13 protein-coding genes are annotated in these 15202 nt (G+C 63.4%); 5 read left to right on the plus strand and 8 right to left on the minus strand.

Annotated features, from left to right (window positions below; genetic code table 11):
• Position 1: 1 nt before the first annotated feature.
• From P9250_RS09690 to garD, 3 genes are all read right to left on the minus strand, one after another.
• On the minus strand, positions 2–2569 hold the full coding sequence (locus P9250_RS09690) for an FtsX-like permease family protein (RefSeq protein WP_310392635.1): 2568 nt from the start codon (positions 2567–2569) through the stop codon (positions 2–4).
• On the minus strand, positions 2566–3267 hold the full coding sequence (locus tag P9250_RS09695; protein ID WP_244830087.1) for an ABC transporter ATP-binding protein: 702 nt from the start codon (positions 3265–3267) through the stop codon (positions 2566–2568). Before P9250_RS09695 ends, P9250_RS09690 begins: the two co-directional genes overlap by 4 nt.
• A 174-nt stretch (positions 3268–3441) precedes the next feature.
• Entirely contained in the window at positions 3442–5034 is a 1593-nt protein-coding gene (gene garD, locus P9250_RS09700; RefSeq protein ID WP_310392637.1) for a galactarate dehydratase, read from the minus strand.
• 194 nt (positions 5035–5228) lie between these two features.
• Between garD and kdgD the strand changes: the two genes are divergently transcribed.
• Together kdgD and P9250_RS09710 are read left to right on the plus strand one after the other, a co-directional pair.
• Positions 5229–6146: a 5-dehydro-4-deoxyglucarate dehydratase gene (gene kdgD, locus P9250_RS09705; protein WP_310392638.1), complete on the plus strand. Its 918-nt coding sequence runs from the start codon at positions 5229–5231 to the stop codon at positions 6144–6146.
• A 90-nt stretch (positions 6147–6236) separates the two neighbouring features.
• A complete protein-coding gene (locus P9250_RS09710) occupies positions 6237–7589 on the plus strand; it encodes an MFS transporter (protein WP_310392639.1) in 1353 nt (450 codons plus the stop codon).
• A 59-nt stretch (positions 7590–7648) separates the two neighbouring features.
• On the opposite strand, the gene P9250_RS09715 is transcribed toward P9250_RS09710, so the two are convergent.
• From P9250_RS09715 to P9250_RS09735, 5 genes are all read right to left on the minus strand, one after another.
• A complete protein-coding gene (locus P9250_RS09715; RefSeq protein WP_250468483.1) occupies positions 7649–7981 on the minus strand; it encodes a DUF2322 family protein in 333 nt (110 codons plus the stop codon).
• 45 nt (positions 7982–8026) lie between these two features.
• A complete protein-coding gene (locus P9250_RS09720) occupies positions 8027–8521 on the minus strand; it encodes an MOSC domain-containing protein (RefSeq protein ID WP_250468490.1) in 495 nt (164 codons plus the stop codon).
• A 48-nt stretch (positions 8522–8569) separates the two neighbouring features.
• Entirely contained in the window at positions 8570–9868 is a 1299-nt protein-coding gene (locus P9250_RS09725; protein ID WP_310392640.1) for an MFS transporter, read from the minus strand.
• Between the two features lie 71 nt (positions 9869–9939).
• The gene (locus P9250_RS09730; protein WP_310392641.1) at positions 9940–10710 is read right to left on the minus strand and encodes an enoyl-CoA hydratase/isomerase family protein; all 771 of its coding nucleotides are present in this window, start codon (positions 10708–10710) and stop codon (positions 9940–9942) included.
• A 26-nt stretch (positions 10711–10736) separates the two neighbouring features.
• Positions 10737–12257 (minus strand): CoA-transferase, encoded by a 1521-nt coding sequence (locus P9250_RS09735; protein ID WP_310392642.1) that lies wholly within the window; start codon positions 12255–12257, stop codon positions 10737–10739.
• 196 nt (positions 12258–12453) lie between these two features.
• Here P9250_RS09735 and P9250_RS09740 point away from each other — a divergent pair, with 196 nt between their 5' ends.
• The 3 genes from P9250_RS09740 (at position 12454) to P9250_RS09750 (ending at position 15198) form a co-directional block, all read left to right on the plus strand.
• Positions 12454–13119, plus strand: a complete 666-nt coding sequence (locus P9250_RS09740; RefSeq protein ID WP_244830074.1) for a TetR/AcrR family transcriptional regulator — start codon at positions 12454–12456, stop codon at positions 13117–13119.
• 127 nt (positions 13120–13246) lie between these two features.
• Entirely contained in the window at positions 13247–14026 is a 780-nt protein-coding gene (locus P9250_RS09745; RefSeq protein WP_250494163.1) for a 3-ketoacyl-ACP reductase, read from the plus strand.
• 8 nt (positions 14027–14034) lie between these two features.
• Entirely contained in the window at positions 14035–15198 is a 1164-nt protein-coding gene (locus P9250_RS09750) for a dihydrodipicolinate synthase family protein (protein WP_310392644.1), read from the plus strand.
• Positions 15199–15202: the final 4 nt, after the last annotated feature.

Consider the following 15202-nt stretch of genomic DNA (forward strand, 5'->3'; position numbering starts at 1 on the left):
ATCACCAATCCTCCCGCACCGCGCGCACGGCATCGATGGACACCGCGCGTCTTCCCGCCAGCACCGCCGTCGCGCATGAAGAAGCGAGCATCACGCAGCCGATAATCGCGATCATCGACCAGGGCACATGCAGTGACATCGTCCAGTGAAACGACTGTGGATTGACGATGAACACGAGGATCAAACTGATCGCGAACCCAAGCACGCAACCCATCGCGATACCGAGCAAGGTAAGCAAGCCACCTTCGCTTGCAAGCAGCGCCAGGATCTGCCCGCGCGTGACGCCGACATGCCGCAGCATGCCGAACTCGCGAGCGCGCGCAAGTGTCTGCACCGAAAACGTCGCGCCCACGCCGAACAGGCCGATTACGATAGCCACGCCTTCCAGCAAATAAGTCACCGCGAAACTCCGGTCGAAGATGGTGAGCGTGCGCGCGCGGATGTCGCCCGGCTGCGAAAATTCGAGCGCGGCGCCGAACGGCAAGCGCTTTAGCGCGTCGATCACCTGTGCGGCCGGCACGCCCTTCGACAGCGTGATGCCGGCGTCGGTCGCGGTGGTGTCGCCCGTGATGCGGCGGTAATCAGCGAGCCGAATCTGCAACGCGCCCGTCTGCCGCACGTAGTCGCGCCAGATGCCCGCGATGACGAAGCGCTCCTTCGCCGCGCCGACCGGCAACGCAATGCGCTCGCCGACCCGATAGCCATAAAGATCGACCGTCGCCTCCGACGCCCATACCGGCGTCTCGTTCGGTTGCCACGACGAAGGCGGCAGCACGGAACCCGTCATCTGCAACGTGGCGCCCGGATCGGCGGCATCGATTTCGCGTGCAATCAGCACGATAGGCGGCTTCGCCGAATCGAGCGTCACCTGCGAGGTGCGCAAAAACGCCGCGTGTTCGATGCCCTTCGTCGCCGCGAGTTGCGCCTGCTCGGCCGGACGCAAGCCGCCCGTATCGCCGCTCGACGCCATGCGCACGTAGAGATCGGCGGAGAGCAGATGCATGAGCCAGTCTTCCACCGACACGCGAAAGCTCGCCACCATGATCGCCATCGCGACGATCAGCGTGAAGCTCGACAGTACGCCGCCCATGGCAATCGACGCCTGACCGGGCGCATTCGCAAGCCGCGCGAGCGCAAGCGTGGCGATCGTGCTGCGCGCGCGCGGCGCCTTATTCTTTCGCGATGCATAGCCGACGCTCGCCGCACGAAACACGATGGCCGTCAGACGCGGCATGAGCGCGATGCCACCGACGAGCAGAAACGCGACGGCGAGATAACCGGCGATGGGGGCATCGAAGACAGGCGGCACTTGCGTCAGCACCACGCCGAGCGCAAGACAGATCAACGCCGGCCACGGCTTGCGCAGCGGCGTGAGTGCGGCTTCCTCGCTGCCCGCCTTGAGCGCGGGCGCGGGCCGCGCGCGCGCCGCTTCGAGCGCGGGAACGAGCGTCCCCGCCAGCGCCACGCCAATCCCGAGCGCAAGAAAGATGGCCGTCGCAAGCGGTTCGAAACCGACTCGCGGCTGCACGCCCGGAAAGTAGCCGCCGCCCAGATCGCTGCCGAAAAAGCGCAGCGCCACCGCCGCCACCGCATAACCCAGCGCAATGCCGATGATCGCGCCCACCACGCCCAGCAATGCGCCTTCGAGCATGATCTGCCGCACGAGTTGCCTGCGCGTCATGCCGAGCACGCGCAACATCGCGAATTGCGCGCGGCGGCGCACGACGCCCGCCGCTTGCGTCGAAAACACCAGAAACGCGCCGGTAAAAAGCGCGACGAGCGCCAGCACGTTCATGTTGATGCGATACGCGCGCGAAAGCCGGTCGGTGCGGCTTTCGACATCGCGCGTCTGTCCGACGACAAAACGCGCTCCGAGCGACTGCTGCAGCTCGCGCTGGAAGGCGTCGCGATCGACACCGCGCGCGAGTTGCAGATCGACGCGCGACAGCTTGCCCGTCATATGGAAGCGCGTCTGCACCGCCGCAATGTCCATCACCGCGATGCGCTGTCCCGGCAATGCCCGCGCGATTCCGCCCGCCACCCGCAACGGCACCTTCTCGGTCCCGCTCAACAACGCAACCTTGCCGCCGGCGCGCGCGCCGAGCCATTGCAATGCGGCGGTCGACAGAAAGATGGCATCGCCCGACAGCACGTCGAACGGCGCGTTGGCGGACGGCACGCCCGTAAGGTCCGGCGCGACGCGCTTGGCGCGGAACACGTCGATGCCAAGCACCTTGAGCGGCGCATCGCGGCCGGGTACGGCGGCATCGACTTCGAGCACGGGACTCGCCATGACCACGCCTTCGTGCGCGGCGAGTTGCGGATAGATGTTTTCATCGACAAACGGCTGTGCGCCGCGTACCTGCAAGTCCGCCTGGCCGGACAGACTGCGCGCGGCGGCGGAAAACTCGTTGAACGCGGCGCTGTTAATGAGTTGCACCGCGTAGCCGAGCCCGACGCCAAGCGCGATAGTGAGTATGGCGACCAGCGCGCGGCCGCGATGACTGTGCCATTGCGCGCCGAGCAGCCAGCGCGTGAGCGTGCGGGGCGCGGCGGCGAGCGCCGTCATTGGACGCGCGCTGCGTTGAACGCCGCGAGCGATTCCGCCTCGTGCAAGGTGCCGTCCGCGAGCACGAGCACGCGATCGGCAACCGCGGCGGCCGCTTCGGAATGCGTGACCATGATGGTCGCGGCGCCCGTCGATTTCGTTTCGTGGCGCAAGAGCGCGAGGATTTCGTGCGCCGTTTGCGGATCGAGATTGCCGGTGGGTTCATCGGCGAGAATGAGGCGCGGCCGATGCACCAACGCGCGCGCAATCGCCACGCGCTGCAACTCGCCGCCGGACAACTGTCGCGGCAAATCATCGTCGCGGCCCGCGAGACCGACAGCGGCGAGCATCGCGTTCGCGGGCGCAGGCGGCATGGCGTTGAGCAGCAGCGGCACGGCGACGTTTTGCGCGAGCGTGAGATGCGGCAGCACGTGAAACGCCTGAAAGACGAAGCCGAGCTTCTCGCGGCGCGTGCGCGTGGCGGCATCGTCGCTTTGGGTGGACATCGGCGCGCCATCGATCAGTACGTCGCCGCTGTCGGCGGTATCGAGACCGGCGATCAGATTCAGCAAAGTGGACTTGCCGACGCCCGAGTCGCCCATGATCGCGACGAACTCGCCCGATTCGAGGATGAAGTCGAGGCCCGCGAGCACGATGCGGCCGTTGCCGTAGGACTTGCTGAGGCGGCGGCATTCGAGTGCGGGAGCGATGGAGGGCATGAGGGCCAGGCGTGGGACGGTCGTTTCAAGGGGCAAGTAGTGTACCCGGAGCCATCGCGGCAAGCAGCGACGGCAGCGCTCGCCTCGACGCGCTCACCACCACAAACCACTGCGCCCCGTTCACCAGCCATGCCGGTGACGGGGCGCATCGTTCCAGCGAACAGCGATAAAAAATCAGGTCACCGGCGCCGGATTGAACAGAACCAGCGCGTTATGCAGCTTCAGTTTCTCGGCGCGCGTCTGCTTCTTTCCGCTCGCGACATCGAGCATGAGACGGAACAACTCCCAGCCCACGTCTGCAATCGTCGCTTCGCCCGTCGCGATGGTGCCCGCGTTGATATCCATCAGATCGTGCCAGCGCCGCGCCAGATCCGAACGCGTCGCGACCTTGATGACCGGTACTTCGGCCAGGCTGTACGGCGTGCCGCGTCCGGTGGTGAACACATGCAGGTTGATACCCGCAGCCAGTTGCAGCGTGCCGCAGATGAAGTCGCTCGCGGGCGTCGCCGCGTAGATCAAGCCCTTCTGCTTCACCTTTTCGCCCGGCGAAAGCACGCCCGAAATGGTCGAGCTACCCGACTTGACGATGGACCCCATCGCCTTCTCGACGATATTCGACAGCCCGCCCTTCTTGTTGCCCGGCGTGGTGTTCGCGCTACGATCCGCGCCGCCGCGCTTCAGATAATCGTCGTACCACTGCATCTCGCGGATGATCGCCGCCGCCACTTCGCCGTTCGCGGCGCGCGCCGTCAACTGGGCGACGCCATCGCGCACTTCGGTGACTTCCGAGAACATGACGGTCGCGCCGGCACGCACCAGCAGGTCGGTCGCGAAACCGACTGCCGGATTCGCCGTCAGACCGGAGAAGGCGTCGCTGCCGCCGCACTGCACGCCGATCACGAGGTCCGCCGCCGGACACGTCTCGCGGCGACGATTGTTGAGGCGTTTCAGGTGCGAGTCGGCCATGCGCATGATGGAATCGATCATCGACTCGAAGCCGACGTGCGATTCGTCCTGCAGCACGACCGCGCCGCCGTTCTCGTCCGCCGTGAGATCGCCGATATCGGCAACGTCGTCCACTTCCACCGATGCCGCCGCAATAGGAATGGTGCCAGGCGGCATCAGGCGCTCGGGCTGCAGCTTCTCGCAGCCGAGACTCACCATCATCACTTCGCCGCCGAAGTTCGGATTCAGCGCGATATTGCGCACCGTGCGGATAGGCACCATGGCGTCGGGCGCGTCGATGGCGACGCCGCAGCCGTACGTATGGCCGAGGCTCACGACATCGTCGACATTCGGGTATTGCGGCAGCAGTTCCGTCTTGATGCGCGTCACCGCGTGCTGCACGACGTCGGCCACGCACTGCACGGTCGTCGTGATGGCGAGGATGTTGCGCGAGCCGACCGAGCCGTCCGCATTGCGATATCCCTCGAACGTGAAGCCTTCGAGCGGCGAGTTGTCCGGCGCCTTGATGGTCGCGATCGGCAGATCGTGCAACTCGGGCGGCGTGGGCATGCGCAGCACGTGCTCGTTGATCCAGCTTCCCTTTGGCAGCGGCTTGTTCGCATAGCCGATCACGACGTTATAGCGGATGACGGCGTCGCCTTCCTGCAGATCGGCCAGCGCGACCTTGTGGCCTTGCGGCACGCGCTCGCGCAGCACGAGGCCGTCGGCGAACGTGGCGCCTTCGCCCAGACCGCCGTCGTTGACGACGATCGCGACGTTATCTTCCGGGTGCACGCGAATATAGAGCGGGGACTGATTCATTCTTGATGATCCTTGGCGCGAAAACTTCTACCGGCTAGAGTTATGTCATCCTACAACATAGCTGCCGTCTTTTGGTCGGTGTTTACCCCGAAGAGCGTCGATTCCATTCACTTTTGATTGTACGACGTCACCCCATGTTGTACGATGACCTATAAGCGCTGCAACCGCCGGACGCTGCCCACCGAGATAACACCATGACGACACCGCAAGAACTCAAGCAAATCGTTTCCGAAGGCCTGCTTTCTTTTCCCGTGACCGACTTCGACAGCCAAGGCAATTTCCGCGCGGATACTTACGCCGAACGCCTCGAATGGCTCGCGCCCTACGGCGCATCGGCGCTGTTCGCGGCGGGCGGCACGGGTGAGTTCTTTTCGCTGACGCAACCCGAATATTCGCAGATCGTGAAGACGGCCACCGAAGTGTGCCGTGGCAAGGTGCCCATTCTCGCCGGCGCGGGCGGCCCGACGCGCACGGCCATCGCGTTTGCGCAGGAAGCCGAGAAGAACGGCGCGCAGGGCATTTTGCTGATGCCGCATTATCTGACCGAAGCGTCGCAAGAAGGTATCGCGGCTCACGCCGAAGAAGTCTGCAAGGCCGTGCCGAAGATGGGCGTCATCATCTATAACCGCGCCAACTCCAAGCTCAACGCCGACATGCTCGAACGTCTGGCCGACCGCTGCCCGAACCTGATCGGCTTCAAGGACGGCGTGGGCGAGATCGAGCCCATGGTCACCATCCGCCGCCGTCTAGGCGACCGCTTCTCGTACCTCGGCGGCCTGCCGACCGCGGAAGTCTACGCCGCCGCCTACAAGGCGCTCGGCGTGCCGGTGTATTCGTCGGCCGTGTTCAACTTCATTCCGAAGACCGCGATGGACTTCTATCGCGCCATCGCGGCGGACGACCACGAAACCGTCGGCAAGCTGATCGACGACTTCTTCCTGCCGTACCTTGCCATCCGCAATCGCCGTGCGGGCTATGCGGTGAGCATCGTCAAGGCGGGCGCGAAGCTGGTCGGTCACGACGCGGGCCCGGTGCGCGCACCGCTCACCGACCTGACCGAGGAAGAAGTCGCCCAGCTCGACGTGCTGATCAAGAAGCTCGGCGCACAGTAAGAGTACGACAGGCAGGAGACACAAAAACGCGCGGCGCCGTCATCAACGAGCGCCGCGCGTTTTTTTTGCCGTAACCAAAAGGAGATTGCCATGTCGATGAGCCGCGCTGCTGCTCCGGCCGACGCCATGAAGCGCACGAGAGTGCGTTACGTGATTCTGTTGCTGATCTTCGTGATCACGACCTTCAACTATGCGGATCGCGCGACCTTGTCGGTCACCGGCTCCGCGATGCGCGCCGAGTTCGGTTTCGACGCCATCCGCATGGGATATATCTTCTCGGCCTTCAGTTGGGCGTATGTGCTCTCGCAGCTTCCCGCAGGCTGGCTGCTCGACCGCTTCGGCGCGCGGCGCGTGTATGCGGCGAGTATCTTTCTGTGGTCGCTGTTTACGCTGCTGCAAAGCTCGATCGGCCTGCTCGGCAGCGCCGCCACCGCCGTGACCGCGTTGTTCGTGCTGCGCTTCATGATGGGCGCGGCCGAAGCGCCCGCCTTCCCCGCCAACGCCAAAGTGGTCGCAAGCTGGTTTCCGACGAGCGAACGCGGCACGGCATCGGCTATTTTCAATGCGGCGCAGTATTTCGCCGCTGTCGTGTTCACGCCGTTGATGGCCTGGCTCACGCACGCTTTCGGCTGGCATCACGTGTATATCGTCATGGGTATCGCCGGCTTGCTGCTTGCGCTGACATGGCTCGCTGTCATGAAGAATCCCGCCGATCATCCGGGCATCAACAAGCAGGAACTCGATTACATCGAGGAAGGCGGCGGCCTCGTGCGCGGGCATCGGCGAGGGCGCGTCGGTGGCAACGGTGGCAACGCTTTGGGCTGGAGCGCCGTGCGCCAGTTGCTCACGAACCGCATGCTGCTCGGCGTGTATCTCGCGCAGTTCTGCATCAACGTGCTGACGTACTTCTTCCTGACGTGGTTTCCCATCTATCTCGTGCAGGCGCGTCACATGACGATTCTGCAAGCGGGCCTGATCGCCTCGCTGCCTGCAATCTGCGGCTTTCTCGGCGGCGTGCTGGGCGGCGTGCTGTCCGACTCGCTGATCCGCCACGGGCGTTCGGTCACGTTCGCACGCAAGCTGCCGATCGTCGCCGGCATGTTGCTGTCGTCGTGCATCATCGGCTGCAACTATGTGGATGCGGACGGGCTCGTCGTGGCGTTGATGTCGCTCGCGTTCTTCGGCAAGGGTATAGGTGCGTTGGGCTGGGCGGTGGTCGCGGATACGGCGCCGAAGGAAGCCATCGGCTTGTCGGGTTCGATCTTCAATATGTTCGGCAATGCGGCGGGCATCGTCACGCCGATCGTGATCGGCTATATCCTCGCGCGGACCGGCTCGTTCAACGGCGCGCTGGCGTTCGTCGGCGTCAATGCGCTGATCACGGTGTTTGCCTATCTCGTGATCGTCAAGGACATCAAGCGGGTGGAGTTGAAGCCGGTTTGATGTGTCAGCTCGATGTGTCGGCTTAAGTCGATGAAAGCGGCCTTCGTGGCCGCTTTTTCTCATTCCGCGGCGATCACTTCAATACGCAACGGTTCGCCACCATTTGCAATCTCGACCAGCCGATCCACATTCGGATGCGCGCCCGGACGGCTGCGCGCATCGGTCGTATGTTCGGCGAAAAGAGCGAGGCCATACTCGGCGGCCTCGACATCGAGCGTGCCGAAGGCCTGCTTGAGATAGCGATACACCGCGAGCGAGCCCTGCTTGCCCGGCTTGTTTTCGATGCTCGACACCACCGCGCCTCGGCTATCGATCAGATCGATACGCCCGATACCATCGATGCCCGGCAATTGCGCCAGGTTGTCCTTGAATAAGCTCTTCGGCTCGATCACGCTTGACGCTCCTGTTCGATAATGGACGTTCGGAAGCGCGCTATCTTAAGTCAAAGGCACGATCACATCGCCAAGCGCGATCGCTCCGCCTTCGATCACGCGTGCCGTGATTCCGCCGAAGCCGCGCACGGCGTTATAGCCGCCGACGCCGAAAGTCTCTTCCATCCGCGAACAGGGATGACATTCGCCGCTCGCTTCGAGCACCGCATCGCCGATACGAAACCGACGGTCCTTCAGCGCATGCAGATTGATGCCCGACGTGACGATATTGCGTCGCAGATCGAATGGCGAGACTTCGTCGCGACCAAGATGGCTCGCAATGGCACGCATGCTTTCGAGTTGTATCAGCGTCACTTGCCGGTTGCCCTGCTTGCGGCTGTAGTGGTCGCCGTCAAGGCCGCCGCCTGTCAGCGCCGTCGTGCTCTCGACCTGTTGCATGGGCGCGCGCCGCGCCGTGCGCAAGCCTATCCATACTATTCCGCCGGGCAGCACGGGCGCGAGCATGAGACGGGCGAGCGGCGAAGCAGGATTGAGCGGCATGAGGACGATGGAAGCGCACGGCGATACGTACGATTCTATCGTTTGCCTTTAACTCGCGTCGGCCTGCAGGCCGTCGACATCGGTCACCGTCCTGGACGCGCGAATCACGCGCATCAAGAGCCACGCAATGAGATAAGCGCTGCCGCAGATCACGAAGATGACGTTGTAACCCGCGCCGATGTTGCCGAGCAACTTGAAGTGGTCGAGCACCGCGCCGACGAAAAGCGGAAAGAGTGTCGCGCCCAAGGCACCCGCCAATCCGCCGATGCCGACCACGGAGCCGACCAGTTGCTTCGGGAACATGTCGGACGCGGTAGTGAAAAGATTCGCCGACCAGCCCTGGTGCGCCGCCGCCGCGAGACTGAGCAAACCGACCATCGCCCACATGTTGTCGATCCACGGCGCGAATGCAATTGGCGTGACGAGCAGCGCGAGGCCGAACATGGTCGTGCCACGCGCCTTCGATACGCTCCAACCGCGCGCAATCAGTTTCGACGATACCCACCCGCCACCCACGCTGCCGATGGACGTCGCGACATACACGATCACGAGCGGCAGCCCGAGGTTCTTCAAGTCGAGATTGAAGCGCGAATTGAAGTACGACGGCAGCCAGAACAGCATGAACCACCAGATGGGATCCGTCAGCAATTTACCGACGAAGAACGCCCATGTCGGCCGCAACTTCAAGAGCACGAACCAGCTGATGCGCGGTTGCGTCGCGGCGTTGGTGGAAGCGCCATCGTCGATCAGGCGAAGTTCTTCCCGCGACACCTTCTTGTGTTTCAAAGGCGCCTGATACATGAAGTACCAGAAGCCGAGCCACACGAAACCGGTCAGGCCGGTGACGAAGAAAGCCGCTTCCCATCCGTACACGGCCGCGAGCCAAGGCACGGTCGCCGGCGCCACCACCGCGCCGATGCTCGTGCCCGAAGTCAGAATGCCGACCGCGAACGCCTGTTCCTTGCGCGGGAACCATTCGGATACGCTCTTTACCGCGCATGGAAAGCTGCCCGATTCCGATAAGCCGAGCAAGGCTCGCATCACGCCGAAGCCGAAGGTGCTGCGCACGAGCGCGTGTCCGCACGCCGCGATGCTCCACAACAACACGCACACGCCATAGCCAATTTTCACGCCGACGCGATCGACGAGCTTTCCCGACAGCAGCATGCCCACTGCATAGCAAGCGGTGAAAATGACGACGATGTAGCTATATTGCGTCTCCGTCCAACTGAACTGCACCGCGAGCGCGGGTTTGAGCAGACCGAGCACTTGCCGGTCCAAATAGTTGATGGTGGTCGCAAAAAACAGCAGCGCGCAGATGCGCCAGCGGTAACTGGAACGGTCCATGTCTTGTCTCTCTCCACTTCATACGGTTTACTAAGTAATTATCTGGCCCACGATGACTGCGCCGAGAGGCACTAAAATCTCGCGCTGCGTTTCTCGCGAAAAGCCGCCACCCCTTCGAGCGCATCCGGCGATGCCTTGCATACCGAAGCCGCGAATTCGTGCGCGATTTCTGCCTGGCCTGTTTCGACTAGTCGAAGCAGCCGCTTTCCAACCGACAGCGAGGTCCGCGACCGGCCGACGAGCAACGCGCTCACGGCATCGACACGTGCGCGCAAGGTATCCGCGGGCAAGGCTTCGTTGACGATTCCCCATGCCACCGCGCGCGCGGCATCGATAGGTTCGCCGAGCAGAATCAGTTCACGCGTGCGTACCGCGCCCACGAGTTCCGCGAGACGCGCGCAGCCCATCCAGCCGGGAATCGCGCCGACGGAGGCCTCGGGAAAACCGAGCTTCGCATCGACGCTCGCATAGCGCAGATCGCATGCAAGCGCGAGTTCCAGTCCGCCGCCAAGCGCACTGGCCGAGAGCACCGCGATGGTCGGAATATCCAGTTCCGCGATGCCACGAAACACGCGATTTCCCTCGCGTATGAAGCGCGTGCCCATCTTCTGGGGATCGATGTCGCCCCACTCGTTGATATCCGCGCCGCTCGAAAAGAAGCGCGGACTCGCGGTTTCGAAGCGCAAGACGCGCACGTCATCGTTGCGTTCGACTTCTTTCACGGCGCGCGCGATATCGTCGAGCATGTGAAGCGTCAGCGCGTTATGACGCGCCACGCGTTCGAGCGTGACGACCGCGATGCCGCCCTCGACGGCAAAGCGAATGCCGGATTCCGATTGCATACCTGTCTCCTCGTTCCGAATCGTTGTCATGCGGCCGACTCCACTTCGAGCAAACGCTCGTCGACGAGCGGCTCGAACGCCATGCGCGCGAGCACGTCGCGGCGCACGTCAATACCCTTCGCCACTTCGATGAGCCGCACGCCGAGCGCATCGAGCCGGAACACGGCGCGCTCGGTCACGTAGAGGACTTCCTTGCCTTCGAGACGCGCCTGCACGCCGCTGAACGTGACATGGCGCACGCGCTTCACGGCCTTGGGCACCGAACCGGGCGTGACTATTTCGAGGCTGTCGGCGTGCTGCTTCACTTCGAGACCTTTCGCCTCGAATGCGCCGCAGAAGACGATCTTCTTCGCGCCCTGTGCAATGTCCATGAATCCGCCCGGGCCGACCACCGTGCTGCCGAGCTTCGACACGTTGACGTTGCCTTCTTCGTCGAATTCGCCCATGCCGAGGAAAGTCACGTCGATACCGCCGCCGCTATAAAAGTCGAATTGATCGACGCTCGGGAGAATGGCATCGGCATTTCGCGCCGTGCCGAACATGGCGCCGTCGAGCATTACGCCGCGATGCACGCCCTGCTCCACCGATCCCCAGTAGTCGTTGACGCGCCCCTGTCTTGCGAGCACGGCGGGAATCGCGCCCGGAAAGCCGAAGCCGAAGTTCACCGACTGGTCCACGCCAAGTTCCCGCGCCGCGCGCTCGGCGACGATCAGGCGCATGCCTTCGGGATAAGCCGCCTCATCGTTCGATGAATGCGCTTCCTTGAGCGCTTCGCCGCTCAACGCCGCGTCGTAGTCGCTGATCGCACATTGACGTTGCGCGGGCGTCTCGACGATCCGGTCGACCATCACGCCGGGAACGCGCACGAGCCGCGCGGGCACGTAGCCTTGCGAACGCGTCTTCACCTGCGCGACGACCGTGCCGCCGCTATTGTGCGCAGCGAGCGCGACCGCGTAGATATCGAGGTCGGCGGGTTCGTGGCGCGTGGTGAGGTTGCCGCTGTCATCGGCGGAAGACGCCATGACGATGGCCCAGTCGATGCGAAACGGCATGTAGCGCAAATACTCTTCGCCGCCCAGCGTCACGAGTTCGACGAGATCCTCATGCGTTTGATCGTTGAGTTTGCCGCCGCCGAAGCGCGGATCGACGAACGTGCGCAAGCCGACGCGCGTCAGCACGCCAGGACGCTTCGCCCCGATCTCGCGAAACAGCGTGGCAATCACGCCGCCCGGAAAGCTGTACGCCTCGATACGGCCGCTCTCGGCGAGTTGCTGCATGGCCGGCGACCAGACCCAATGTCCGCCGATCACGCGCCTGACCATGCCTTCGTGCGCAAAACGGCCCAGACCGCTGCCGCGCCCGTCGCCGACGCCGAGCGCGTGAACCACCGTCAAGTCACATGGATGCCCCGTCGTCAGAAAACGCGTTTCGATGGCGGCGAGCACGGCGTCCGGTTCCAGCAAGCCGCCGCCGGAACCGGTGATTGCAATCGTCGCGCCGTCGGGGATCGCGTTCGCGACGGCCTCGGCGTGAATCCATTTATCCAATTTAAATTACCTCGCTCTGATTCTTTAACAACGAACTGGTTCGTTACTTAAGGAAGATGTTGGCACACGCTCGGATTGGCTTCAAGCGCTCGATGAACAAAGTGGGGTTTACGATTATCACGTCGACAGTCCGCGCATTGCCAGTGCCGGCGGCGTCGGCTAACGTTCAGGCTTCGAACACGAATGAGACGGGGCAATGCCGATAACGACCGCCGAAGCGCCGGACGCGCCGAAGAAAACCAAACGCACGCGCGATCCAATCCAGACGCAGACGAAGATCCTGGCCGCGGCCAAGGCGGAATTCGCGAAAGTCGGGCTGGGTGGCGCGCGCATCGATTCGATCGCCGAAAAGGCGGGCGTCAACAAGCGCATGATTTACGAATACTTCAAGGGCAAGGACGAACTCTTTCAGGCGGTGCTGGAAGACGCGTGGTCCGATATTCGCGACGCGGAGCGCAAGCTGGAACTCGGCCACTTGCCGCCCGCCGAGGCCATCCGCGCGCTCATGACGTTCACCTGGGAGTATTACCTCAAGCATCCCGAGTTCATGGCGCTCGTGAATAGCGAGAATCTGCATCGCGCGCGGCATGTGAAGAAGTCGCTGCGTTTTCGCGAACTGCACGGCGGTTTCATCGACATGCTGCAGTCGATTCTCGACCGTGGCGTCGCGGCCGGCGACTTCCGCAGCGGCATCGACGCGCGCCAGTTGCATCTGACGCTTGCGGCCATCGGCTACTACTACCTGACCAATCGCTTCACCGGCGAAGTGATCTTCGGCTTCGATTTCGTCTCGAAAGAGGCGCTGCGCGAACGCCTCGAATTCAATATCGATACCGTGCTCAGCCTGCTGCGTCCGCGCTGACCGCGTTTCGGCGGCCTTTCTCTGCCGCCGCTCTCCTGCTAGGTAAAAACCCTCTTCGGCTCGATATCGCTTGATTTTATAAATAACGAACCGTATCGTTACTTACAAATCATGGAGGGAAAGGGCAATGAACGAACGTCCCGTTGCGCTCGTCACCGGCGCGCGTCGCGGCATTGGCCGCGCGATCGCGCTGGAACTCGCAAGCGCCGGTTTCGATATCGCCATCACGGATATCGCCGCATCCGCCGAACTCGACGATGCCCGCGACGCCGTCATCGCACGCGGCGCACGATGCGCGGTGCAACTCTCCGATCTCGCCGACATCGCGCAACACGACAGCCTGTTCGGCGCAATCGAAGAACGTCTGGGACCGGTGACGTGTCTCGTCAACAATGCGGGCGTCTCGGTGATGTCGCGCGGCGATTTGCTCGATGTATCGCCGGAAAGTTACGACCGGTGCCTCCAGGTGAACACGCGCGGCACGTTTTTTCTGATGCAGGCGTTCGGGCGGCGCATCGCGCGCAATACCGCTGCGCCTGGGGCGAACTATCCACCGTCGATCATCACCATTACTTCGTCGAATGCCGTCGCGGCCTCCGTGCGGCGCGGCGAGTATTGCGTGTCCAAGGCCGGTCTCTCCATGGCAACGACGCTCTTCTCGCTACGGCTCGCGGACTTCGGCGTGGGCGTCTACGAAGTGCAGCCGGGTTTCATCGAAACCGAGATGACGGCGCCCTCGAAAGCGCGCTACGACGTGCAAATGGAACACGGTCTCACCGCGATCAAGCGCTGGGGCACGCCGCAAGAAGTGGCTACCGCCGTGCGCACGCTCGCCACGGGCGGCTTGCCCTACAGCATCGGCCAGCCGATTCGCATCGACGGCGGTCTTCTCGTTCACAAATACTGAGCATACGCATGCAGATCACGCTTCCGACCGAACGCGGCACACTGGAAACCTATCGTCTGATTGGCACGCCGCTCGTGCCGCGCCAACCCGATGCGCCGTTCAATCGCATCGCGTACTCGGCGGCACATGTCGTCGCCGATCCACGCAAGAGCGGCGAGCTTCACGAACCCGTTGCGATCGACTGGGCGCGCACGCTCGAGTATCGGCGCTATCTGATCGGGCAAGGGCTCGGTATCGCCGAAGCGATGGACACCGCGCAGCGCGGCATGGGCCTGCCGTGGAAGAGCGCGCTCGAACTGATCACGCGCACGATAGCGGATACGCGTGACATGCCCGGCGCTTCGATCGCTTCGGGCTGCGGCACCGACCACGTCGCGCCGCATACAGTCGGCTCTTGCGACGACGTGATCCGCGCCTACGCCGAACAACTCGAAGCCATCCAGCACGCAGGCGGCCGCGTCATCCTGATGGCAAGCCGCGCGCTCGCACGGGTGGCGCGAAATGGCGACGATTACCGGCGCGTCTATCGTGAAGTCCTGTCGATGTGCAATGAGCCCGTCATCCTGCACTGGCTCGGCGACATGTTCGACCCGGAACTCGCGGGTTATTGGGGCGCGCCAGACTACGAGAGCGCGGCGCGGACGTGTCTTGACATTATCGGCGAGAACGCGGCGAAGATCGACGGCATCAAGATTTCGCTGCTCGACCACGCGAAGGAGATCGCGTTTCGGCGCCGCCTTCCGCATGACGTGAAGATGTACACCGGCGACGACTTCAACTATCCTGTTCTGATAGAAGGCGACGAGGTCGGGCATTCGCATGCGCTGCTCGGCATTTTCGATGCCATTGCGCCCGCCGCATCGCAGGCGCTCGCCGCGCTCGCCGTCAACGATCACGCGCGCTATCACGCGTTGCTCGCGCCGACCGTGCCGCTATCGCGCCATATTTTTCGTGCGCCGACGCAGTACTACAAGACGGGCGTCGTGTTTCTCGCGTATCTGAACGGCTTTCAGGATCACTTCTTCATGCTCGGCGGGCATCACGGCATGCGGCCGCCCGTGTATCTCGCGGATGTATTGCGTCTTGCCGATCGCGCTGGCCTACTGCGCGATCCCGAGCAAGCGATTGTGCGAGCGCGCGCAGTTTTATCGGCCCTCGGTTGCGGCGCCTGACATC

Source organism: Caballeronia sp. LP006, from assembly GCF_031450995.1.
GTDB lineage: Bacteria > Pseudomonadota > Gammaproteobacteria > Burkholderiales > Burkholderiaceae > Caballeronia.

Excerpts from the sequence above, each read along its gene's own strand:
- garD (WP_310392637.1), bottom strand. The coding sequence starts at position 5,034 with ATGAATCAGTCCCCGCTCTATATTCGCGTGCACCCGGAAGATAACGTC.
- P9250_RS09740 (WP_244830074.1), top strand. The coding sequence starts at position 12,454 with ATGCCGATAACGACCGCCGAAGCGCCGGACGCGCCGAAGAAAACCAAA.
- P9250_RS09710 (WP_310392639.1), top strand. The coding sequence starts at position 6,237 with ATGTCGATGAGCCGCGCTGCTGCTCCGGCCGACGCCATGAAGCGCACG.
- P9250_RS09720 (WP_250468490.1), bottom strand. The coding sequence starts at position 8,521 with ATGCCGCTCAATCCTGCTTCGCCGCTCGCCCGTCTCATGCTCGCGCCC.
- P9250_RS09745 (WP_250494163.1), top strand. The coding sequence starts at position 13,247 with ATGAACGAACGTCCCGTTGCGCTCGTCACCGGCGCGCGTCGCGGCATT.
- P9250_RS09730 (WP_310392641.1), bottom strand. The coding sequence starts at position 10,710 with ATGCAATCGGAATCCGGCATTCGCTTTGCCGTCGAGGGCGGCATCGCG.
- P9250_RS09695 (WP_244830087.1), bottom strand. The coding sequence starts at position 3,267 with ATGCCCTCCATCGCTCCCGCACTCGAATGCCGCCGCCTCAGCAAGTCC.
- kdgD (WP_310392638.1), top strand. The coding sequence starts at position 5,229 with ATGACGACACCGCAAGAACTCAAGCAAATCGTTTCCGAAGGCCTGCTT.
- P9250_RS09725 (WP_310392640.1), bottom strand. The coding sequence starts at position 9,868 with ATGGACCGTTCCAGTTACCGCTGGCGCATCTGCGCGCTGCTGTTTTTT.
- P9250_RS09750 (WP_310392644.1), top strand. The coding sequence starts at position 14,035 with ATGCAGATCACGCTTCCGACCGAACGCGGCACACTGGAAACCTATCGT.
- P9250_RS09690 (WP_310392635.1), bottom strand. The coding sequence starts at position 2,569 with ATGACGGCGCTCGCCGCCGCGCCCCGCACGCTCACGCGCTGGCTGCTC.